We start from the raw sequence: 22,043 nt of genomic DNA, 5'->3' as shown, positions 1-22,043 counted from the left end.
CCACATCCGATTTAATTTCGTTTACTGCCATTCTAAGTTCTTTTCTAAGTTCGTAAAGTTCTCAATCGTCAAAGTCGCAAAGTGTCTCAAAGTATCTTTGATCTCATCTTGACCTTTTTCCAGTTGAAGTTGTCCGTCCTTAAGCTGGGCAACATCAGACTTCAATTCTATATGTCCTTGTTCCAATCTATGTTGTCCTTCTTTTAGCAAGGCAAAATCAGATTTTAATTCAATTTGTCCTTGCTCCAGTTTATGTTGTCCTTCTTTTAACTCGACAACATCAGACTTCAATTCATTATAGCCTTGCTCTAATCTAAGTTGTCCTTCTTTTAACTCGGCAACATCAGACTTCAGTTCAGTATACCCTTGCTCCAATCGATGTTGTCCTTCTTTAAGCTGGGCAATATCAGACCTCATTTCGATTTGTCCTTGCTTCAACTCAGAAATGTCAGCGTTCATCTCAGTTTGTCCTTGCTTCAACACTGTGATGTCTGATCTTATGGTTTTTAGTTCCTTCGTTTCAATTCTATGTTGTCCATCTTTCAACTCAGTAATATCAGCCTTCAGCGATTGAAGCTCTTTTAAAATATCTCCTAAAATTTTCTTTGTCATTTTTCTCACCTCCTTTGATCACTATTGTATCATAATTAGGTTGCAGTTTATCAAATTGAATTCGATAATAACTAGAAATAAATTAGCTCCAGTTGAAAATTGAATATTCTTAAACCGACTTTTTATAAATTTTTTAAATTTTACAAATTAATATTGACAGTTTATTAAGAATCGTTTAAATTAAAAACCAACAAAATCTATAGAATATTTGGGAATATACGTGCATCAAAATTTTTATTGCAACTTAATAGATCTTCGTTTTCTTATCTAGAGAGGTGGAGGGACTGGCCCGATGAAACTTCGGCAACAGGCTTTTCAAAGTACTGTGCCAATTCCAGCAAGCAAAATGCTTGAAAGATGAGAAAAGAAGTGAGTTTCAATCATGAACCTCTTCTTTTTTCAAAGAAGGGGTTTTTTATTTAGTCAGATGGTAAACGACACAGTAAAAATGAATCGAAAGCGGGGAGAAGATATTGGGAAAACAAATTATTTTGAATGCCTTTGAAATGACAAGTGCGATGCATAATTCTCATGGGCTGTGGAAACATCCGGAAAGCAAAAGGCAGAGACGTTACAAAGAACTTGATTATTGGATTGAAATGGCTAAGCTGTTAGAACGGGGAAAGTTTGATGCTGTTTTTTTTGCCGATGTATTGGGAGTCTATGATACATATAAACAAAGCAAGGAACCGTCCATACGTGATGGTATGCAAATTCCTTTAATTGACGCTGCACTTGTGATCCCGGTTATGGCAAGCGTGACAAAACATTTATCGTTTGCTTTTACGGTTAGTACGACATATGAACCTCCTTTTGCCCATGCAAGACGTTTTTCTACGTTGGACCATTTGACGAAAGGAAGAATCGCGTGGAATGTTGTTACTTCCTATCTGCCTAATGCAGCAAGGAATTTCGGTCTGCATGAGATGATCAAACATGACCGGCGTTATGATATAGCGGATGAGTATTTGGAGGTTTGTTATAAATTATGGGAATCAAGCTGGGAAGATGGGGCTGTCATAGAGGATGTTAAGAATGGAGTTTTGGTAGACCCTGCAAAAGTCCATGAAATCAACCATTCTGGAGAATTTTTTCATGTAGAGGGCCCGCATTTAAGTGAACCTTCTCTGCAGCGTACGCCAGTACTATATCAGGCCGGGGTATCTGAACGGGGAAGGGAATTTGCTGCGAAGCATGCGGAATGTGTATTTGTGGGAGGTCCAACTCCGGAGAGGATCAGGTTCTATACAGAAGATATTAAGAAACGTGCCGAAAAATATGGCCGGAACCCTGACAATATTAAAGTGTTTTCTTTCCTTACAGTTATTGTGGGCGAAACCACTGAGGAAGCGGAGCAAAAATATCAGGAATTAAACCGCCTTTGGAGCCCGGATGCAGCAAAAGCGCAATTTGGCGGGGCGAGCGGTTATGATTTGTCGCAATATGAAAAATCAGATTTGGATCAGCCTTTTGAGTTTAAACCAACAGAACACGGACATTATAAGGCAGCATCCTTAACAAAGGATGCATCGAAAAAACTAAAAATCGGTGAAGCACTTTCCAGGCTCGAAAATATTGACAGGGAGCAAGTGATTGTCGGAAATCCAACAGAAGTAGCAGACGCCATTCAATATCATTTTGAAGCATCCGGTGTTGACGGATTTAACCTAAACCACCTTGTTACACCGGGAAGCCTTGAGGATTTTATCGATTTAGTCGTGCCAATCCTGCAAAAGAGAGGCCTTTACAAAACAGAATATAAAAATGGTACATTAAGGCAAAAGCTCTTTGACCATGGAAGCAGTTTATTGCCAGAAGATCATCCTGGCAGCCAATATAGAAGGATCACTGTTAATAACTAAACGGAAAAGAAGCAAAATATTCCTCTTCAACAAGTGAAGGATTGCACAGCCTTTTGCTTGCTGAAGAGGCACCTAAACATTAGCTTGGATCTAGTTTAAATAATTGCAACCGCTTTCAAATGTTCCAACAGCCAGTTGTGACTATATTCATTTAGGTACGAATTGAACCACTCGTTCTTTTTTCGGTGTGTGTTTGTACGCTTTTGCAATGCCGTAATTCGCTATATCTGCTTTTTTGACTTCTTTTAATGGCACTTTTACAACAACTTCAGAAGAAAATGGAAAGTGAGAAAGGATTATTTTTTCTTTTTCTGCCCATTCGAAAGTGATTTTTTCATGATTAAAGAAAGAAAATCGTTGGCTGAATCCTTCAGCAAACCATTCCGAAGCAGTATGATGTACCATCGGTTCATGCATACAAATATATAAAGATAGATCATCGCAAAAGCGAAGGACTTGTAAATGGAATTTGATCATTTCCTGTGAAGAGTGATGTGTTAGATTCAAATCATTGATGAGTCTTTGCTGCCTCTCGTATTCAGAGTACAAAAAAGCCGGTACGGAATCGTCTTGAATCATTTCAAACAAGGTCGTATATTGCAAACTGCACAATAATGCAGCATATTTATTTTTGCTTTCAACTTCGTCAATGCCTTTTTTATAAAAAACAAACCTAGGGGTTAACGGAAAATCACGGAAGGAGAAGGGCAGCCGTTTTTCGTCATTCCAAAACGGTGTTTCATCAAGATCGATCCATCCCCGGTCATGTTCAAAAACAGCAAGCTCTACATCTTCTTTTCGATCCAATGCAACAAAATATTCGTTCCGCCAAGCTTTTGCAAATTCACCTGAGACTCTTGCATGATCATCCTGGGTCACCATGACAAAATCACTTTCTCTTTCATAGACAATCATGTGATACCCCCTTCTCTTTTTTTGTGGAAAAGGGGCGGAGCTACGCTAACAAAGATAGAACTGCCAACTTATCTTTAGCAAAATACTTGTTTAGCTTTGTAAATATTTAGTGCTTTGCTTCGCTCACACCGCCTTATTATGTTGGTTCTGTTTTATAATGAAAACTACTTCCATGTTAGCGCTGGGAGTTTAAAACTCATGTACGTTTTATATAATTATTCTATGTTGCAACAGTGTATTCCTGTTCATCAATGTAAGAAAGTTCTTGTTTACTAGATTGGCATTATGTTTTATAGAATAATAGCCTTCTTAAACTCTAGTGAGAAAACTAATGGAAGGCAATTTTGTTGAAATGTGTCAGGTGGAATTGTAAAATGATATCAAAATTCAAAAAATTGAATTTATGGAAAATAATTAAACAACGAATTCCCTATTGAAATGCTGAAAGGTTGTTATACATAAAATTGATTGGAGATGTTCTGAATGGAAAGCATGAATAATCAAGTAAGAGTTGCCGTTGTACAAGCATCACCTGTTATTATGGACCTTTATAAAACCATTGAAAAAGTCCGATTGTTAACCACTGATGCTGCTAAGAAGGGAGCAAAATTAGTGTTATTTCCGGAAGCGTATATTCCGGCCTATCCGAGAGGAATGACATTTGGAACGGTGGTAGGGAGCCGGTCGAAAAAAGGACGGGAAGATTGGTATCGGTATTGGGAAAATTCGATCTTCGTTCCTAGTAAAGAAACGGAAATATTAGGTTCCATTGCAAAAGATAATAGCGTGTATCTTGTTATTGGAGTGATTGAAAAAGAACAATTATCCGGCACCCTTTATTGCACGGTACTTTATTTCGGTCCGGACGGTACGCTGTTAGGAAAACATCGTAAACTTAAACCGACTGCTTCAGAAAGAATTATATGGGGAGAGGGAGATGGAAGCACTCTTCCTGTATTTGATACTTCAATAGGTAAAATGGGCGGTTTGATCTGTTGGGAGAATTATATGCCGCTTGCCCGGATGGCAATGTACAGCAAGGGCGTTGAAATCTATCTTATGCCAACTGCTGATGCAAGAGAAGTTTGGCAATCTACGATTAGGCATATTGCCCTGGAAGGCAGATGTTTTGTTTTATCATGCAATCAATTTGTGACAAAAGATATGTACCCGACAGATTTGGCCTGCTATGATGAATTGGAGTCAGAACCGGAGATCATGAGCAACGGAGGAAGTGCTATTATTGGTCCGCTCGGTGAATATATCGTTGGACCGGTATACGGAAAAGAAGATATACTTATTGCGGATTTAGATTTAAAAGACATTGTTAAAAGCCGTTTCGATTTTGATGTGAATGGTCATTATTCTCGGCCTGATGTCTTTCAGCTGACAATAAATGAAGCCGAAAAAACGAATGTAAAATGGGAATAATCGAACAAAATAACGGGCTGCCATTTCTTTTTTACCAATTCAAAATTTTTTAAAAAATTATATTGACAGTATTGTTGGCCATGGTTTAAATTAATATCAAATAAAGTTCATGAACTGGATGGGAACTTTCCCATTATGACACCATGTTTTGTTTATACAGTATAATAGTTTCATATGAATTCTTATCAAGAGAGGTGGAGGGACTGGCCCGGTGAAGCCTCGGCAACAGACTTAAAAGTACTGTGCCAATTCCAGCAAGCGAAAGCTTGAAAGATAAGAAGAGCAAAAAGATTGCATTCTTTCACCTCTTCTTATCCAAGAAGAGGTTTTATTTTTGAAAATAAAACCGACTATTTATATTGGATATCTTAGAATTAATGAAACAAATCGTTCAGAAATTTGTTGCTATTGGAGCCCGAAGAAAATATTTTCAGTCCTTGATGGGTTGAAAATAACCATAAAAGGAGGAATGTTTTATATCAATGATTTTACATGAAACAATCAAAAAGAGGAAAGGTTTTCTGATTTCGTTCTTGGTTAACTCAGGCCGCTATATTGGAGATCTTCAATTTTTGAATGAGCTGACTTTATCGGAACTTGAGAAAGAATACCGTGATTTAAAGAATAATGGTTGAAATTAGACTTACATGTGTCAATAATATCTTATTAAGGGGGCTTTTATGAAACAATTAAATGAAGAGAAAATCAAATATATACTGTCATCGCTGGACAAACTGGAGTATGGCTGTGTGGTGATCACCGTACATGATAGTGATATTACACAAATCGATATTACCGAAAAGAAACGGTTTCCGCTTGTGAAAAATAAGAAACTTGAAGTAAAGAAATAAGCAATGATTTTTCAAAATTTATCAAATAAGGAGTGGAGCTTTTTGGCAAAAGCAGTTATTATTTCAGGGGCAACATCAGTAAATTCAAGATTGAACGGAATTGAACAGGAGGTTGTAGCTTTTTTGACCCGTGAACAGATCGAGTTTGAGCAAATCAAAGTGCGAGAGTTGCCTCCGGAAGATTTAATTTACGGAAAATTCGATAGTCCTGAAATCGCAATAGCAAATAAGAAAGTAGAAAGTGCCGACGCTGTCATCGTGTTAACACCTGTTTATAAGGCGTCCTTTACGGGAGTGTTAAAAACATATTTAGACTTGCTTCCGCAAAAAGGACTTGCAAATAAAATCATATTGCCTCTCGTTATTGGAGGAACGTTCGGACATCTTCTCGTGATTGATTATGCATTAAAACCGGTCTTGTCTGCATTGGGAGCAACAACCATTTTGAATGGTGTCTACACGCTGGATACCCAAGTTGAACGGATTGAAGATAATCAGTATGAGTTAGATTCTGAAGCTCATGAAAGATTGCAAAAAGCGTTAACCGACCTTGCCGAACACCTTCGCAAATAAAACTATTTTATATTACTGAGGTCAGAAAATGTCTGAATCTTGCCACAAATCAACTTCGCTGAATACAATTCTCCGGCGAATTCTGGTTTAAGAAAGGGCTGACTCCCTTTGGAGGGGTCTGGCCCTTTACAATATTTATATGCTAATATCTCTTCTTTCGAAAAAGACGAACGTAATGATGATGAAGACGACATAGTATACAGCCAAAATTCCTAAAGATTCCGGCAAAGTGATATCCTGAAGGATTTTATCCTGGAGTGCATAGATCGTTAAATCCAGGTGAGGAAAGATTAAAAACTTTGTCCATTCGTATTTTTCGGCTAATACAACGATATACGCCCCCACTGTGGAAGAGAAAAATAGAACAAAAATTCCGATACCGACTGCAAGTGACTGGCTTTTAAACAGTGTTGACAGCATGAATGCAATGGTTGTAATGATGAATAAACCAGGCAGGTCATAAAGCATTTTTAAAAAGAATTGGGTGCTTACAATCGCTTCTTTCTGCCCGTCGACGCTCATTTCAAAAATTTTTGCATGAAAATCACCGTTGCCGAATAAAATCAACCCTACTAAATACCCTGACGCGATCAATGTCAGTACAAGCAACAGGGAGTAGATTAGTACAGCAATATATTTGGACAGTAGAATTGCCCATCTTTTGTGCGGTCTGATTAACAATTGCTTAATCGTTCCATCAGTAAATTCAGCAGATACATTTGAACTGCATACAATGACGGCAAATAACGTGACAAGGGAGGCGATTCCTGTTACGACGCTGTTCATATAATGCCAGTTGCTTTTTGCGTTTGGATTCACATTTTTATCCAAATATTGCTGATTTTGCTCGATTTGATCTTGGATCCATGCTTTCTCTTCGTCAGGAGCACTTTCTAATTGTTTTTCAAGTTGCTGTATTTCTGCCTCAATTTCTTCCCGCCAATTTTCCTTTGGCTCAGGACCTACCTTTTGATAAATGATTCCGCCGATCAAACAAGCAGCCAGAATGATGATCATATAAATCCAGCTCGCTTTTTTTGAGAAAATTTTCATCAGCTCATTCCGAAGTAAACCGGTCATACAGGTACCTCCTTGTTTTCTTTATTTGTAATTTCTAAGAAACGGTCTTCAAGTGTAGCCTTTTTACTGCTTATCTCATATACCTTAATTTGATTGGTGACAAGCAATTCATTGGCTTTTGCAACTGCCTCCCGGTGAAGCACAAGACTAAACTTTTGATCCTCCAAGTCCTTAAATTCTCTGTTCAGGCCATGTTCTTTTAAGATCGAAACAGCTTTTGCGGGATCACTTACATCAAAAACATACTCCTGAGCAGTTTTTTCTGCTTCCTCTGTCTCATTCATTTTGGAAATATGTATCAACTTTCCTTTTTCAATAATCGCAAAGCGGTCACACATCAACTGCATTTCAGAAAGCAAATGGGATGAAACTAAAACAGACATTCCTTCACTGGCAAGTGTTCGAAGATATTCCCTGAACTCCCTGATACCTTGAGGATCGAGCCCGTTTGTAGGTTCGTCTAAAATGAGAATAGACGGATTGTGCAATAGAGCCTGAGCCACACCCAAACGCTGACGCATTCCGAGAGAGTATGTTTTCACTTTTTGATGAATGGATTGTTCAAGTCCTACCAATTTGATCACTTCTTGAATCCGGGATTCAGGAATCTTTCTTTTTGCCATATTTACATAGTGGCGCAAGTTTTTATATCCGCTCATATATTTATAGAATTCCGGATTTTCAACAATTGCACCGATCTCGCTCATGGCCGAGGTAAAATCATCATCGAGGCTATAGCCGTTAATGATGACACTTCCTTTAGTCCGGTTGATTAAACTGACGATCATGCGGATGATCGTCGTTTTCCCCGCACCATTCGGGCCAAGCAGACCAAATACTTCTCCTTTTTCAATGGCAAAACTAACATCATCCACAATCAGCTTTTTTCCAATTCTTTTTGTTAATGATCGAACTTCAAGTGCATATTGAGACATGATTCTCCCTCTTTCTCTTTTTGGCTAAATATTCCTCCAACAAATAATACGAATAAAAAGAGAGAAAAGTTGCGAAAATTGCAAAAAAATTTACCAAAAAACTAGCATGATTATTAAACTCCCAACCCTAACATGGAAATAGGTTAAATTTATATAGTTAACAAACATAATAAGGCGGTGTGAGCGAAGCAAAGCTCTAAATATTTACAATGCTAAACAAGTATCTAGCTAAAGAAAAGTTAGCATTTCTATTTTAATTTGCGTAGCTCCGCCCCTTTACCACAGAAAAAAACGTAGATAATTCTTTCAATCTTATATTGTAAATTTAGTAAATATAATGATAAATTTTTATTTAATACAGCTGTGCAATACATGTAACAGGAGAAAAGCAAATGAAAAAGATGGATCAATTACATCAACGGAATTGGATGATGATCTTATGTCTGGTTATCTTTTTAGTGGTCCTTGAAGATGTAACATCAATCCTTATTTCTTCCCGTGGGAATGTCTATCATATCTTTGATATTTTGTATAAACTTACTATGATCATATTGCTGTTGATTTTGCTGAAGATGATTTATAAAACAACTGAAGAACTCCAACATAGCAAGCAAAAATTAAATAGTATTTTTGATACTTTGGATGTAGCGATATGGTCCCACGATTTAAAGTCTGATATTCTACTCATCACTCCGGGTATTGAAAAACTGTACGGACGCTCTTTACACGAGTTTTATCAAGACCATGATCTATGGAAAAAGGTGATTTATCCGGAAGATCTTTATGTTTTAGATGAAAGAGAACAGAAACTTTTGGCGGGTGAACCGGTTACGAGTGTATACCGAATTATCCGTCCTGATGGAGAAGTGCGCTGGATACAAGACCGGGGTATTCCTAAGCTGGATGAACACGGTGAGTTTGTGGATTTTACAAGTGTATTGTTTGACATTACCGACCGAAAAGAAAGTGAAGAGCGTTATCGAAGCTTAGTTGAGATGTCGCCTGATCTCATAGCGGTTATTAGCAATGAGAAGATCGATTATATTAATAAGGCTGGCTGCAAGCTTGTTGGAGTTTCCAAACCAGAGGAGATCATTGGACAATCGATCTTTACATTCACGGATCCAAATGTGATTGATGAAATAAGAAATCGTATTAAGAATATTGAAGATAATAAATTTTTGGCAAGGCGATTTGAATTTCATGTCTTTCGAGTTGATGGACATACGATTGAAGTAGAAATGTCCACTATGCCAATCTTGTATGAAGGCAGACGTGCCATCCAGATCGTCGGCAGAGATATCACTGAACGAAAGCAAGCAGAAAAAACAATCCATAAAATGGCTTTTTATGATGCGCTGACAGGTCTGCCTAATCGTAATAAGTTGAGGCAGCATTTGAACAAATTATTAAGGAAACAGAGAAATCAAATGTTGGCTCTATTGTTTTTGGACCTCGATCGATTTAAGATTATTAATGATACGAAAGGACACTCGACAGGGGACCTATTATTGCAAAAAGTAGCGAAACGGTTAAAGAGCACCGTTCCGTCCGATGGGCTTGTTTCCCGCTTGGGCGGAGATGAATTCATCATATTATTAGAAGATATCGATAAGAAAAAAGTGACAGAAGTTGCAAAACGAATCCTTGATGAATTTCACGAGCCAATTAAAATTAATCAGCAGGAATTTTTTGTTACTCCAAGTATCGGCATTAGCATCTATCCAACCGATGGTAAAGACGAAGAAACTTTAATTAAGTATGCGGATACCGCCATGTACTTGGCAAAAGAACGTGGAAAAAACAATTTTCAATTTTATAATTCTAATCTTGATGATTTAACTTCCCGTAAGATGGAGCTTGAGAATAGATTAAGAAAAGCGCTGGAACAGAATCAGCTGATGCTTCATTATCAACCGCGAGTCGATTTAGCGACCCGAAAAATTGTCGGTGTTGAGGCATTAATTCGCTGGAAGCATCATGAGCTTGGATGGATATCTCCATCCGAATTTATCCCTCTTGCAGAGGAAACAGGGCTCATTGTTCCGGTTGGAAAATGGGTTCTTAGAGAAGCGTGTAAACAGATGAAAGACTGGCAGAATATTGGATTACCTCCGATCCCAATTGCCGTAAATATTTCTGTTCGACAAATTCAAGATGAACAATTTGTTCAATTTATTATGAATACATTGGATCAAGTTGGTTTGGATCCACACGATTTGGAATTAGAAATAACCGAAAGTATTATGCAAAATATTGAAAAATCTACTTTTATTTTAAATCAATTAAAAGCGCTTGGAGTCAAAATATCAATTGATGACTTTGGAAAAGGATATTCTTCTTTAAGCTATTTGAAACATCTCCCAATCGACAATCTAAAGATTGATAAATCATTTGTGGATGATATCATCCATCATTCGAATCAAGGCGCCATTGTGAAGACAATCATTGATATGGGCCATAATTTGAATTTTACTGTCATTGCAGAGGGTATCGAAAAAGAAGAACAAGTGAAGTTTTTAATAGAGAATTCATGCAAGATTGGCCAAGGTTTTTTATTCAGTAAACCTTTGCCGCCGGAAAAAATTCCGGAGCTGTTGGAAAAAGGTGATCTATTAAATTAGTATTGTGATGCTAATATAGAGGTAACAAAAAATTGGGGCTGACCTCTTGTTTTTGAGGCAGCCTCATTTCTTCAATCAATTACGAGAATTACTTTTACCTTTTAAACTTTTCCTTATAATGAGACAAAGCGAGCAATGGGAAGATGTAGCGGTAGCTATGGTAGTGCATGTAGAATCCTCCTGCCATTCCCTGTCCTTGTGGGTAAGAACTGGTCCAATCATTTTTATCGAAAGCCTCAAACAAAAATCTGATTCCCGCTTGAATTTCCGGTGTTGGCTGTTCTGCTGCAGCAATGAGTGCATCGATCGCCCATGCGGTATGTGTCAATGTACTTGCCCCGAGATGAATGTACGTATTCATAATATCACTGTTGCACGACTCTCCCCAGCCGCCATCATGAATTTGGATCTTATGCAGCCAGTTGGCCGCTTTTTGAATGGAAGGGTGATGGGGGGAAACACCTGAGGCAATCAGGCCGGTTATCGCCGCCCATGTCCCGTAAATATAGCAAATCCCCCAGCGACCATACCAGGAACCATCCTTTTCCTGATGATTGATGAGCCAGTTTACGCCTCTTTTTATTGATGGATGATTTTTCGATAAATTCGTGTATGCCCCGAAAAATTCCAGTGTTCTTCCGGTTAGGTCTGCGGTGCTAGGGTCTGTGAGCAAAAATTTTCCTCCTTCAATCGGGAGATGATTCAATATTTTTTTGTTCACATTTTTTTCAAAAGCAGACCAGCCACCGTCATCATTTTGCATCGAGAAAAGCCATTGAATGCCTCTTTCCCAAGCTTGGTGAAAGACGGGATCTTGATTGACAAGTTTGGAAACAGCTCTTAGCGATGAAGTCGTATCATCTATATCGGGGTGCATTGTGTTGATGTGTGAAAATCCCCATCCTCCCGGCAAACTCCATGGACTATGGACCATCCAATCTCCATATTTATGATGCTGCCGTTCCAGTAAATAACGATTTGCCTTGGCAACCACCGGTTCAGAAGGGGACATTCCTGCATTCTCCAGGGCGTAACTGATTAATGACGTATTCCATAATGATGCTGTTGTATATTGCATGTGGGTATGACCGTTAATCTGACACTTCATCGCTTTTAAACCTCTGACAGCTTTTAATATAATTGGGTCTCTATTGGAGTAACCTAGAGACAGCAAAGCAAAAATCATCAGGAACGTGGAACTGAAATAACTGTTGAAGGTTCCGTCCGGTTCAATTCGGACAAGCATATATTGTTTCGTGCGTTCGATGGCGAGCGAGTGAATATGCAGCGGCAAACCTATGAAACTTTTGATTCCCTTTTCAATAACCGAAAGAATTGACCTCCATTCAGATGAATTTCTCCAATAAAAGAAATCATCTGCTCTTGAATGGAACAAATCTATAAGATTCGGACTCCTCTTCGTTTTTTTGCTGTATTTTTTGCCGGATAAAATTAGAATTGGAGCAAGATTGGCTCTCCCAAAGACGGAAAAATCGAAAAAGTTGATCGGGAAGGAAAGGGGCAAAAGGACGATTTCAACCGGAATTGGAAAAAATGGCGGCCATGGGTATTGGCCGGTTAAAGCGAGCATGATTTTTGTAAACATGTGTGACTTTTCAATGCCGCCTTTTGATAAAATAAACCGTTTTGCCGCCCGAAGCCTTTTGTCTTCCTTTTCATAATAACCTGAATAAAGAAGCGAATAATAGGCTTCTGCGGTTGCGGATAAATTTCCGTCCTCTTCATCATGAAAGAGCTTCCACGCACCATTTTCCTCTTGTTTGCTTACAATTCTTTCGCACAACTCACGGATTAAATCTTCATCATTTATTTCCAGAGTCCTTAATAAAATGATCATATAAGCATCTGTCGAAATCCCCGTTTCAAACGGGTATTGCCAGGAACCATCCGGAGCCTGGTCATTTATTAACTTTTTAACAATTCGGCCTATTCCGGCATCAATGTCAATATTTACCAAAATTCACCCAACTCCCTTTTTGATATTCATACTTATCTATACATATTTTGGCGGGAAAAAAGAATTCAATGGGGGAGGCGAACATCGATTTTTTTCTTAAAAAACAAATTGAAAAAACCGCAGGTTTCAGAAAATCTAAAAGAAATTAAGGAATGTTTAATAAAAAAGAGAAAAACAAAAAATGCCAATTTATATTTAGCAAAGGAAGAAGAGATCCTTTTGCAGCAAATCCGGATAAAAACAAATGAATGGAATTTGAACAATGTAACAAGAACGAAGGCATACCTTGACTTTTACCGAAAATTTCCTGAAATTCACTGGGCATTCCTCGGACATATGGTTTCAAGAAACGGGGGATGGAACATGACAGATTTAAGAGGGGAGATGCTTTCTAGACTTCTAAATGAAAAGACTAAGAAAGACTTCTTTGCGTTTTTGGAAAGGGGAAACTGGCTGATTTTTCAGGATGCCTATCCGCAATTCTTGGTATATGAAGAATCCATGAAACGAAATCAAAATCTGTTTTATTTGCTGCCTTTTCTAAATATATCCATGTTTATGGAAGTGATGTGGGAGCACTTTTGGCAATACCGAGACAGCTATCTTTTAGCCATCGCCCTCGTTATTAATGAACAAAGCTATTTAGAAAAACGGATCGTCCAGAATCCTTTATATAAGGATAAGGTTTTTCATACGCCCGAGTTCATGCTTCAAGATCTTCTTTCTTTCAATCATATCTTATTTCCGTTTGAGGGAAAGTTGCCTGGAAAAACAGCATTCATCGGACAGACCCTTCACCATTTCGGTTCTTTAAACGAACGGATTTTGCTCGGTAAACGGCTGTACCGATTGCTTTTTCACAATAAGAATCAATTGGAAAAAGTCATAAGCTGGGCGGTCAGCCACCCTCATACCGGTTCCCGCAAAGATTATTGGCCGGATATTTTCAATGATATAAATGAAGGTTTGCCGGGTGTTGGATTTAAACGCCGGTTGAAAAATTGCCAATTACGGAAAGGCGCGCTCCGGATATATAGCCCGAGACTCGAGTATGCATGGAAAAATATTGACCACCCGGACGCAGAATACGGAGATTGGTTTCAAGATTGGAGAGTCATAAATTATTTGCAAGACCAAGACGAAAAAATTGATGGAGAGATCACTCATGAATACTGCGAAACACTTAAAAAACTCGAACTTGCCGCACTCGCCAAGAAAACGATCTTTAAGTAACAAACTTTTATCTTATTTTCCTTCGATTGTTTTTGCATCCTTGGTAGGAACTTATTTAGACCTATATTATGTAGGGAAGAATCTTTATGAGTTTCCCGCACGGCCTTTGGCTGATATTTTTCCGATTAATATTGCTTTTACATTGATTGGACTCCCATTTATAACGGGAACCTATCTTTATTTTGCAAAAAGATTGGAAAGATGGAGAAGATGGGGATTAATGGTTATTGCAAGTGCTGCCGCGTCTGTGGGCGAAAGGCTGTCTGAACAATGGGGTTTGTTTCTTCATTATAAAGAATGGAACCATAGCTGTTCTTTCTTCGGTTATTTTGTGTTTTTGGCGATAATTTGGAATGTTTTAAATGGACGAATTCCGGCAATACCAAAAAATTGTTATAATCTTTTTTGCACTCTGTTAGTTTAATAGTCATATATCAAAATGTAGCGGCTCATAAATCGAACCAAGGCTTGACGACTCATAAATCGAAATAAAAGCTCATATCGCAGGACGACGGCTCATAAAATCAAGCAAAGGCTTATGTATCATTCGACTGCCTTATATTTGTCCTCTTCAATACTTTAACACTTTTACGCTTTACTATATTGAAAGAAAATTGTGAAAATGGTACAATTAGACTGGTTAATCCATTCATAGGTTTTGACCCCCAACTATTTGGAGCTTAGACATAGTACTAAGCTCCCTTTTTTTATGCTCGTAATATTTTGCCGCGGATGAATCAAAATGGCGAAAATTGACAGTTTTTTGAGAAGGGAATGGGATAAGAATTTTTTTGTTGGCTTTGAATATTTATTAATGAAGTGGACATGCATGTAAACATTCAATATCTGCGGGTAAAATGACTTTTTAGAGGCGGCAGTGTTGAACAGAACAGAGGAAATTGACCTTTTCGCTGATTAATAATACTTTTTTCTGCCTATGAAAATCTCAAAAAAAATTCTTAATGCTTGAACTAAATGAAAAAAAGTAAGGTGATGCTTATCATTCAACAATTTGCGGCAATTTTTATTGGAAGCATGTTAATTGGTTTAGGCATTAATGGTTTCTTGGTTCCCCACCATTTATTAGATGGGGGAATTGTTGGCATTGCATTAATTCTTCATTATTACTTCAATGTTCAAACAGGGCTTTGTATGATTGTTTTGAGCATACCGCTTTGCTTATCTGCATGGTTTTTGGAGCGGAATTATTTTTTCAGCAGTTTTCATGGATTGATGGTTTCCTCTTTTTTTATTGACTGGCTCTCACCGTTGCAAACTCAATTTCCACTGCCTATTCTAGTAAGTTCTATACTGGGCGGTGCGATAAATGGCGTTGGATTTGGGATTATGTTACGCTATGAAACAAGCACAGCCGGAACTGATTTATTAGCACAAATTCTATCGAAAACTTTTACTATTAATATTGGTGTTATCATCTTTTTGATTGATGGGCTTGTTGCGGTAATTGGATTTCAAGCATTGGGGTTTAAAAGTTTTATCTTTTCATGTTTAACGATTATTATAGTTGGTGTAGTAACATCAATGATAGTAAAAAATGATCATCGGTCATATTATTTTTAGCAGAGGGCTTTACGGCTCTTTGCTTTTTGTTTATTATAAGACGGTATTGATGTTATTGAAGACGATCAACTTCTTTTTGGCCCAAAATTTATAAAACTTTTAACATAGAAAAATTCCTAATTAAATTTTAAAAAAATTAAAAATTTTCAGAATAGTTATTGAATTGCTAATTCAAATATGGTAACTTGATAGTATTATCTCAAAATGAAGTATAAACTTCATATTAAAATACAAAAAAGCTGAGCCTTCACCAGGTGAAAAAGATGAACATAAAAGAGATCATTCAACAAAACTATTACCAGTTATCAAAAGGACAGCAAAATGTAGCTAAATAGATTGGCACGAGAAAAAGTTATCAGAAAGGAAACTGATGATATTTTCTCAACAATTAAAAGTATGAATCAACATTCGCTTCTAGTATCTATTTCCTTCCACCGTTATTTAAAGGAAACGCTTAAGATAGCCGAAATGGCGAAGGAGCAAGGGACATATGTGATCGGCATTACCGATTCACCGCTCGCTCCGATCCGTAAGTTTTCCGATCTTGTTTTACCGATTTATCGTTCAAACAGATCCACGATTGATGCCGCTCCTGCATTGATGTCTTTTATTAATGCCATGGTTGCCGGCGTAACGGTCCGAGACCCGGACCGGTTTAAAAAAAGGAAAGAGCATTATGAAAAATTAAATGGAGAATCTTTTTTTTATTATAGTGATTCTTAGGGGAGTAAGAAAATGAAAGAGTATGTGCAAGAATTAAAACCAATCATTTATCCGGTATTTGAGTATTTACACAGCAATCCAGAAGTCAGCTGGCAGGAATATAAGACAACAGAATTTATTCGTGCATTATTGGAGGAAAAAGGATTTAGGGTCGTAACATTTGCTGATTGCCCAGGACTCGTTGTTGAGGTAGGAAGCGGGGATGTTTGTGTTGGATTAAGAACGGATATGGATGCACTATGGCAGGAAGTAAACGGAACTTTTCAGGCGAATCATTCGTGCGGGCATGATGCTCATATGACTATAGTGATTGGAGTAATGCTTCTTTTGCAAAAAATAGGTTTTCCTTCAAACGGGAAACTGAAGTTTATTTTCCAGCCGGCCGAAGAAAAGGGAACGGGCGCGTTAAAACTGATTGAAAAAGGCGTTCTGGACGATGTTGATTATTTATATGGCGTTCATCTTCGACCGGAACAGGAATTAGGCGATGGTGAAGCATGTCCTGCCATTTACCATGGCGCAGCTAAATTTATAGAAGGGGTGATCATCGGGGAGGATGCCCACGGGGCACGGCCGCACCTCGGTCATAATTCGATCGAAATCGGTGCTTCGTTAGTAAATGAAATAAAGAGCATTTATTTGGATCCAATGATTCCGTACTCGGCGAAGATGACGAAATTTCATGCGGGATGCGACTCCAGCAATATTATTCCCGGTAAAGCATCGTTTAGCATCGATTTGCGGGCACAGACGAACAAAGCATTGGAAGAACTGACGGAAAAGATCGAGAAAATTGTAAAAGCCGTTTCATGCTTGTATGGAGTTGAAATCCGGCTTGAAACGAAAGGAACGGTAGCCGCTGCGGAAGTAGACGAGGAAGCAATGCAAAATATGAAAAAAGCGATTCTCGAAACAATTGGTGAACAGAACTTGAAAGAACCGGCAGTTACGTCCGGCGGGGAAGATTTCCACTTTTATTCCCTAAAAAAACCGCACTTGAAAGCGACAATGCTCGGATTAGGCTGCGGATTATTTCCCGGACTCCACCACCCAAATATGACGTTCAATCGGGAAGCTATATTTACAGGCATTGAGATTCTTACGAAAACGATCATCAATACATTTGAAGTGCAGAAGGTAGGACATCATAATGCGGTCAGCTGTTGAAATCAAGGTTCTAAAGAGCAATGATGAACTACGGCAAGTTCAAGTGCTTGAAAAAGAAGTTTGGAACACAGACCCGACCCCACTTCACCAAACGATCACAGCTTCACAAAATGGCGGCCTGTTACTTGGGGCTTTTATCGATGGCAACATGGTCGGATTCAATTACAGTTTTCCTGGATTTCGCGACGGAAAAAGCTATTTGTGTTCCCATATGCTTGGTATACATCCCGATTATCAGGGTCGAGGAATCGGTGCGAGCCTGAAAGCAAAACAAAAGCAATTTGCAAGTGAAATGGGGTATGATTTAATTACATGGACGTATGATCCGCTTGAGAGCAGAAACGCATATTTAAATCTAACGAAACTGCACGCTGTCTGCTCAACCTATGTTGAAAATTGCTACGGTGAAATGCAAGACAGTTTAAACAGCGGACTTCCGAGCGACCGTTTTAAAGTTGAGTGGTGGATCAATAGCCCTCATGTCTCTGAACCGAAAGCCTTTAAGATTACAGATGCACGGCATATACTTCAATGGGATATGACGGATCTCTCTTTACCGAAACTAAAGGATTTTAAAACTGGATTATCCGGTGTTCAAGAGACCCATCAACCATTGTTTGTGCCGGTTCCGGCGAATTTTCAAGCGGTAAAAAACCAAGATGATAAACTGGCGATTGATTGGCGTTTGAAGACAAGGAAAATTTTTCAATCCTTATTTGCTTCCGGATATGCTGCTGTTTCACTTGTAAAAGGTGAAACAGCAGCTGTTAACTATTATTTGCTCGCAAAGCGGGAAATACTGGATCTGGACTAATCGAAAAAGGTGAATGAAATGAAACTAACAAAAATAATTTTACGCCATCTGAAAATGAGAATGAAATCCCCGTTTACAACAAGTTTCGGATCTTTTCAGGATAAAGAATTTCTTTTGCTCGAAGCCTTTGATGAAAACGGGCTGAGCGGCTGGGGGGAATCGGTTGCATTCGCTGCACCCTGGTACAATGAAGAAACGGTAAAAACAAATTGGCATATGCTTGAAGATTTTTTGATTCCGGCAATACTGAATAAAGAATTCAACCACCCTGATGAAGTGTCGGTCATTTTTTCATACATAAGGAAAAATAATATGGCAAAATCAACTGTTGAAGGAGCAGTTTGGGACTTATACGCAAAGGAAAAGGGAATTTCGCTTGCCGCTGCACTTGGCGGACAAAAAGAGAAAATTGAGGTCGGAATCTCGATCGGCATCCAGGATACAGTGGAAGACCTCCTTCGTTTGATTGATGGCTATATGAATGAAGGCTATAAACGGATGAAAGTTAAAATCAAGCCGGGATGGGATGTTGACGTGATAAGAGAGATAAGGAAACGTTTCCCGGACGTTCCCCTGATGGCAGATGCCAATTCAGCTTATACCCTTGAGGATATTGATCTTTTAAAGGCGCTTGATGAATTTAACTTAATGATGATTGAGCAGCCTTTGGCTTCGGATGATATCGTCGACCATGCCCGGCTGCAAAAAGAGATAAAAACGCCGGTTTGTCTGGATGAAAGCATTCATTCTTATGAGGATGCAAGGAAAGCGATTGAACTCGGAAGCTGCAAAATGATCAATATCAAAATAGGGCGTGTTGGCGGTTTGACCGAATCAAAAAGAATTCACGATCTTTGCCGGGAACACGGACTTCCTGTTTGGTGCGGCGGCATGCTTGAATCCGGAATCGGCAGGGCACATAATATTGCATTGACAACACTGGATAATTTTATTCTGCCGGGTGATACAGCCGGCTCTTCACGATATTGGGAACGTGATATTATCGAACCTGAGGTTGTTGTACAGGACGGCTGGATAATCGTTCCGGACAAACCGGGAATCGGCTACGAGCCAAATTATGACACAATTAAAGAATTTACCGTTTTCGAGAAATCTTTTACATGATATAAACTTCCATTTCCTGTTCAAATTTTAAATTGAGTGAACAGGATTTTTTTAAATCAAAGTTTCCACTCATTTGAAACGATTAGTCTTGTTTACATTATTTTTTACGGTTGTTTGCCGATTTTTCCATTAATTTTCAAATTTGTATAAAAGGTCGCCTTTTGAAAATAGAGAGTGCAAAGGATATTTTATGTGTAGTTAAGAAGGCTGGCTTCGTGGGAAAGGCGATAACTTGTTCAAAAGAGGTTAAACGAGGAGTTTAGTTAGGAAAAATTGTGACAAGCTAGATAAAAATAATAATTAAACATGATTGAATATAAAGCAAAATGGTATGGAAAACAAGTAGTAACTGTTGCGAAAAACTTTCCTTCCAGTCAGCTTTGTTCAAATTGTGGCTATCAAAACAAAGACGTTAAAAATCTGGGATTGCGTGAATGGGACTGTCCTTCTTGTAGAACCCATCATGATCGAGATATGAACGCAAGCTTAAATCTTAATAATGAAGCTATAAGGCTTCTAACCGTCGGTGCGACGGGGCTAGCCTACTAAGATAACTGAAGGTTACTTCGGTGTTCGTAGGAATCTCCCGCTTCAAAAAGACCGTAATGTCGTTAAGTGGTGAGTAGTTCAAGCGTGTCGTAGAAGAATGCAATGGTTATGCGTCAGTGAAGGAAGGAAAGGAATTAACCAGCGAAAAATACACCAAAATGCAGGTGAAATTTATTGCAATCTACTAAAAAACCATGTAATATTCCATAATAATAAAAACCTCCCGCAAAAAATGTGGGAGGTTTTAAATGTAACGAATTAGATAATTTTCTGTAAAATAGCTTCTAATTACATGGTCTGCTGATAAAATAGATAAAGAGATGCAATTTACATAGAAAAAGAAGTTGCAAACTTAGGAGTTACACGTCAAAGACTTTTGCCATCTCACTGCGACCTTTTGTAAAGTGATTTGAAGATATGTATATTTTTATATTTGTATGATCGAAATGGTTAATAAAGTTATATAGCCATTTCAAATAATTTATATACAGGGAGAGGAACTATGTCTTATAAAATTGTATTTTTCGACATTGACGGCACATTAGTCAACGAAGAAGCAAGAATACCCCAAGACTCAATAGAGGCGATAAAGAAGCTGAAAAAACGGAACGTCGAAGTTTGCTTTGCAACCGGAAGAGCGCCATTTCATTTTAAGAATATCGCCGAAGAACTGGGGATTGATTCCTATGTAAGTTTTAACGGTGCTTATGTCGTCCATAAAGGGAAAGTCATCTATGAACATCCGATTCATCCATCCAGTTTGGAATTATTGGAGAATCATGCACGTCAACTCAACCACCCAATTGTCTATTTAGGCCATGAAGAATGCTATGCAAATGAAGACAATCATCCCCATATTATCGAATCTTTCCAGTCTGTCAAGGTAGAGGTTCCAGGTTATCATCCGCATTATTGGAAAGAAGCAAAGATCTTCCAAGCTTTACTTTATTGCCAGGAACATGAAGAGCATTATTATCAAGGGAAATTTTCCGACCTTACTTTTATTCGATGGCATCGGTTGTCGATGGATGTTCTTCCGTCAGACGGATCAAAGGCGATCGGAATCGAGGTCATGCTTAAGCACCTAAACCTGTCACCAGAAGATGCTGTAGCATTTGGGGACGGATTAAATGATAAAGAGATGCTTTCTTATGTCGGAATGGGAATTGCCATGGGTAATGCCCATGAAGAATTAAAACCTTTTGCTAAGTTTACCACAAAGCATATTAATGATGGCGGTATACGATATGGTCTCCAAGAGCTGCAGCTGATTTAACGAAGGGAATGCGTTTGACTCGTTTTTCATATAACGATAGTGGTAATATTACATTGGATGGAGAACGTATTCTATTTTTTGCCTGTTTTTCACTAAAGAGCGGGTAAAGGTTTGTACCTCCAAACATACTCCAAGGATAATTATAAACATTTGTGAAAAAGGGGGAAAACGCGTTGAACATTATCGAGACCATCAAATCTAGGCGCATTATTAAAAAATTTAAGCCTGAACCAGTCGATGATCAATTGATCGCTACATGGCTTCAAGCTGCAAGTATGGCACCAAATCACAGAATGACAGAACCATGGGAAATTATTTTTATCGGACCGGAAACGAGAGCAAAGCTAAACCATAAAACGAATTTTGGAAATGCACCTGTTCTCATGGCGGTTTTATCTAAGCATGGCGCATCAGAAGCAGAGAGAGAGGAAAATGCAGCCGCAACCGCCTGCTTTGTTCAAAACTTTATGCTCGCTGCATGGTCCGATGGGGTCGGAACATTTTGGTCTTCGATCGGAGCAAGCCCAAAAAACCGGGAAATTCTCGGTGTTCCTGATGATTATGATGTTATTGGTGTTTTCGGTGTCGGCTATCCGGAAGAAGTGCCGGATGCAAAGCTCCGGACTCCGATTGAAACAAAAATAAAGCATCTTCCTTAATATTGTGGTTGTTACACCTGCCAATATCGTGCATAAGGAAAAAAAGGAGCCGGCA

At 38.5% G+C, this 22,043-nt stretch carries 20 protein-coding genes, 1 pseudogene and 2 riboswitches; of the genes and pseudogenes, 16 read left to right on the top strand and 5 right to left on the bottom strand.

Translation table 11 applies throughout. The features are described from left to right. Positions 1–21 precede the first annotated feature (21 nt). The gene (locus C0966_RS06645) at positions 22–612 is read right to left on the bottom strand and encodes a hypothetical protein (RefSeq protein WP_274854451.1); all 591 of its coding nucleotides are present in this window, start codon (positions 610–612) and stop codon (positions 22–24) included. Positions 613–872: 260 nt separating this feature from the next. Further along, a riboswitch (SAM riboswitch) is annotated at positions 873–976 on the top strand. Between the two features lie 109 nt (positions 977–1,085). On the opposite strand from C0966_RS06645, the gene C0966_RS06640 reads away from it, so the two are divergent. Then, a complete protein-coding gene (locus C0966_RS06640) occupies positions 1,086–2,474 on the top strand; it encodes an LLM class flavin-dependent oxidoreductase (protein ID WP_274854450.1) in 1,389 nt (462 codons plus the stop codon). 147 nt (positions 2,475–2,621) lie between these two features. Here C0966_RS06640 and C0966_RS06635 read toward each other — a convergent pair whose 3' ends face one another. Continuing rightward, the gene (locus tag C0966_RS06635; RefSeq protein ID WP_274854447.1) at positions 2,622–3,389 is read right to left on the bottom strand and encodes a DUF3891 family protein; all 768 of its coding nucleotides are present in this window, start codon (positions 3,387–3,389) and stop codon (positions 2,622–2,624) included. A gap of 483 nt (positions 3,390–3,872) precedes the next feature. Between C0966_RS06635 and C0966_RS06630 the strand changes: the two genes are divergently transcribed. The 4 genes from C0966_RS06630 (at position 3,873) to ssuE (ending at position 6,244) form a co-directional block, all read left to right on the top strand. Beyond that, the gene (locus C0966_RS06630) at positions 3,873–4,820 is read left to right on the top strand and encodes a carbon-nitrogen hydrolase family protein (protein WP_274854445.1); all 948 of its coding nucleotides are present in this window, start codon (positions 3,873–3,875) and stop codon (positions 4,818–4,820) included. Positions 4,821–4,999: 179 nt separating this feature from the next. Then, positions 5,000–5,100, top strand: a riboswitch (SAM riboswitch). 202 nt (positions 5,101–5,302) lie between these two features. After that, on the top strand, positions 5,303–5,455 hold the full coding sequence (locus C0966_RS06625) for a Fur-regulated basic protein FbpA (protein ID WP_274854443.1): 153 nt from the start codon (positions 5,303–5,305) through the stop codon (positions 5,453–5,455). A gap of 45 nt (positions 5,456–5,500) precedes the next feature. Beyond that, the gene (locus tag C0966_RS06620; protein WP_274854441.1) at positions 5,501–5,671 is read left to right on the top strand and encodes a YezD family protein; all 171 of its coding nucleotides are present in this window, start codon (positions 5,501–5,503) and stop codon (positions 5,669–5,671) included. A 42-nt stretch (positions 5,672–5,713) separates the two neighbouring features. Further along, positions 5,714–6,244, top strand: coding sequence for an NADPH-dependent FMN reductase (gene ssuE, locus C0966_RS06615; RefSeq protein ID WP_274854439.1), 531 nt, complete (start codon positions 5,714–5,716; stop codon positions 6,242–6,244). Between the two features lie 135 nt (positions 6,245–6,379). Here the strand turns inward: ssuE and C0966_RS06610 are convergent, their stop codons facing one another. Continuing rightward, positions 6,380–7,324 carry an ABC transporter permease gene (locus C0966_RS06610; protein WP_274854438.1) on the bottom strand — a complete coding sequence of 315 codons (945 nt, stop codon included), beginning with the start codon at positions 7,322–7,324 and terminating at the stop codon, positions 6,380–6,382. Further along, positions 7,321–8,259, bottom strand: coding sequence for an ABC transporter ATP-binding protein (locus C0966_RS06605; protein WP_274854436.1), 939 nt, complete (start codon positions 8,257–8,259; stop codon positions 7,321–7,323). The genes C0966_RS06610 and C0966_RS06605 overlap by 4 nt, the downstream gene beginning before the upstream one ends. Before the next feature lie 392 nt (positions 8,260–8,651). Here C0966_RS06605 and C0966_RS06600 point away from each other — a divergent pair, with 392 nt between their 5' ends. Further along, positions 8,652–10,883, top strand: coding sequence for a putative bifunctional diguanylate cyclase/phosphodiesterase (locus tag C0966_RS06600; RefSeq protein WP_274854434.1), 2,232 nt, complete (start codon positions 8,652–8,654; stop codon positions 10,881–10,883). Between the two features lie 94 nt (positions 10,884–10,977). Here the strand turns inward: C0966_RS06600 and shc are convergent, their stop codons facing one another. Continuing rightward, a complete protein-coding gene (gene shc / locus C0966_RS06595) occupies positions 10,978–12,861 on the bottom strand; it encodes a squalene--hopene cyclase (protein WP_274854433.1) in 1,884 nt (627 codons plus the stop codon). Between shc and C0966_RS06590 the strand changes: the two genes are divergently transcribed. From C0966_RS06590 to C0966_RS06545, 10 genes and pseudogenes are all read left to right on the top strand, one after another. Continuing rightward, positions 12,853–14,094, top strand: coding sequence for a DUF2515 domain-containing protein (locus tag C0966_RS06590; RefSeq protein ID WP_425535935.1), 1,242 nt, complete (start codon positions 12,853–12,855; stop codon positions 14,092–14,094). The two genes, shc and C0966_RS06590, sit on opposite strands and share 9 nt — an antisense overlap. Beyond that, positions 14,027–14,518 carry a CBO0543 family protein gene (locus tag C0966_RS06585; protein WP_274854432.1) on the top strand — a complete coding sequence of 164 codons (492 nt, stop codon included), beginning with the start codon at positions 14,027–14,029 and terminating at the stop codon, positions 14,516–14,518. The genes C0966_RS06590 and C0966_RS06585 overlap by 68 nt, the downstream gene beginning before the upstream one ends. A 551-nt stretch (positions 14,519–15,069) precedes the next feature. Further along, positions 15,070–15,675 carry a YitT family protein gene (locus tag C0966_RS06580; protein ID WP_274854431.1) on the top strand — a complete coding sequence of 202 codons (606 nt, stop codon included), beginning with the start codon at positions 15,070–15,072 and terminating at the stop codon, positions 15,673–15,675. Positions 15,676–16,011: 336 nt separating this feature from the next. Continuing rightward, the gene (locus C0966_RS06575) at positions 16,012–16,398 is read left to right on the top strand and encodes a MurR/RpiR family transcriptional regulator (protein ID WP_274854430.1); all 387 of its coding nucleotides are present in this window, start codon (positions 16,012–16,014) and stop codon (positions 16,396–16,398) included. Positions 16,399–16,410: 12 nt separating this feature from the next. Next, positions 16,411–17,565 (top strand): M20 peptidase aminoacylase family protein, encoded by a 1,155-nt coding sequence (locus C0966_RS06570; protein WP_274854429.1) that lies wholly within the window; start codon positions 16,411–16,413, stop codon positions 17,563–17,565. After that, a complete protein-coding gene (locus C0966_RS06565; protein ID WP_274854428.1) occupies positions 17,549–18,379 on the top strand; it encodes a GNAT family N-acetyltransferase in 831 nt (276 codons plus the stop codon). Before C0966_RS06570 ends, C0966_RS06565 begins: the two co-directional genes overlap by 17 nt. A gap of 18 nt (positions 18,380–18,397) precedes the next feature. Next, a complete protein-coding gene (menC, locus tag C0966_RS06560; RefSeq protein WP_274854427.1) occupies positions 18,398–19,504 on the top strand; it encodes an o-succinylbenzoate synthase in 1,107 nt (368 codons plus the stop codon). Between the two features lie 306 nt (positions 19,505–19,810). Further along, positions 19,811–20,053 (top strand): annotated as a pseudogene (locus tag C0966_RS06555) (zinc ribbon domain-containing protein); the annotation flags it as partial. A 502-nt stretch (positions 20,054–20,555) separates the two neighbouring features. Further along, a complete protein-coding gene (locus tag C0966_RS06550) occupies positions 20,556–21,329 on the top strand; it encodes a Cof-type HAD-IIB family hydrolase (protein ID WP_274854426.1) in 774 nt (257 codons plus the stop codon). A gap of 173 nt (positions 21,330–21,502) precedes the next feature. Next, positions 21,503–21,988: a nitroreductase family protein gene (locus C0966_RS06545; RefSeq protein ID WP_274854424.1), complete on the top strand. Its 486-nt coding sequence runs from the start codon at positions 21,503–21,505 to the stop codon at positions 21,986–21,988. The last annotated feature ends 55 nt before the right edge of the window (positions 21,989–22,043 follow it).

Origin of the sequence: Bacillus methanolicus, from assembly GCF_028888695.1 — a bacterium.
GTDB classification, from domain to species: Bacteria; Bacillota; Bacilli; order Bacillales; family Cytobacillaceae; genus Bacillus_Z; species Bacillus_Z methanolicus_B.
Note: the sequence above shows the minus strand (reverse complement) of the source record. Positions and strands in the feature narration are given on the sequence as shown.

Bases quoted from the DNA above. Each gene is read 5' to 3' on its own strand.
- C0966_RS06620 (WP_274854441.1), top strand. From the start codon at position 5,501: ATGAAACAATTAAATGAAGAGAAAATCAAATATATACTGTCATCGCTG.
- C0966_RS06610 (WP_274854438.1), bottom strand. From the start codon at position 7,324: ATGACCGGTTTACTTCGGAATGAGCTGATGAAAATTTTCTCAAAAAAA.
- C0966_RS06585 (WP_274854432.1), top strand. From the start codon at position 14,027: ATGAATACTGCGAAACACTTAAAAAACTCGAACTTGCCGCACTCGCCA.
- C0966_RS06580 (WP_274854431.1), top strand. From the start codon at position 15,070: ATGAAAAAAAGTAAGGTGATGCTTATCATTCAACAATTTGCGGCAATT.
- C0966_RS06645 (WP_274854451.1), bottom strand. From the start codon at position 612: ATGACAAAGAAAATTTTAGGAGATATTTTAAAAGAGCTTCAATCGCTG.
- C0966_RS06630 (WP_274854445.1), top strand. From the start codon at position 3,873: ATGGAAAGCATGAATAATCAAGTAAGAGTTGCCGTTGTACAAGCATCA.
- C0966_RS06625 (WP_274854443.1), top strand. From the start codon at position 5,303: ATGATTTTACATGAAACAATCAAAAAGAGGAAAGGTTTTCTGATTTCG.
- menC (WP_274854427.1), top strand. From the start codon at position 18,398: ATGAAACTAACAAAAATAATTTTACGCCATCTGAAAATGAGAATGAAA.
- C0966_RS06605 (WP_274854436.1), bottom strand. From the start codon at position 8,259: ATGTCTCAATATGCACTTGAAGTTCGATCATTAACAAAAAGAATTGGA.
- C0966_RS06570 (WP_274854429.1), top strand. From the start codon at position 16,411: ATGAAAGAGTATGTGCAAGAATTAAAACCAATCATTTATCCGGTATTT.
- C0966_RS06565 (WP_274854428.1), top strand. From the start codon at position 17,549: ATGCGGTCAGCTGTTGAAATCAAGGTTCTAAAGAGCAATGATGAACTA.
- C0966_RS06600 (WP_274854434.1), top strand. From the start codon at position 8,652: ATGAAAAAGATGGATCAATTACATCAACGGAATTGGATGATGATCTTA.
- C0966_RS06550 (WP_274854426.1), top strand. From the start codon at position 20,556: ATGTCTTATAAAATTGTATTTTTCGACATTGACGGCACATTAGTCAAC.
- C0966_RS06635 (WP_274854447.1), bottom strand. From the start codon at position 3,389: ATGATTGTCTATGAAAGAGAAAGTGATTTTGTCATGGTGACCCAGGAT.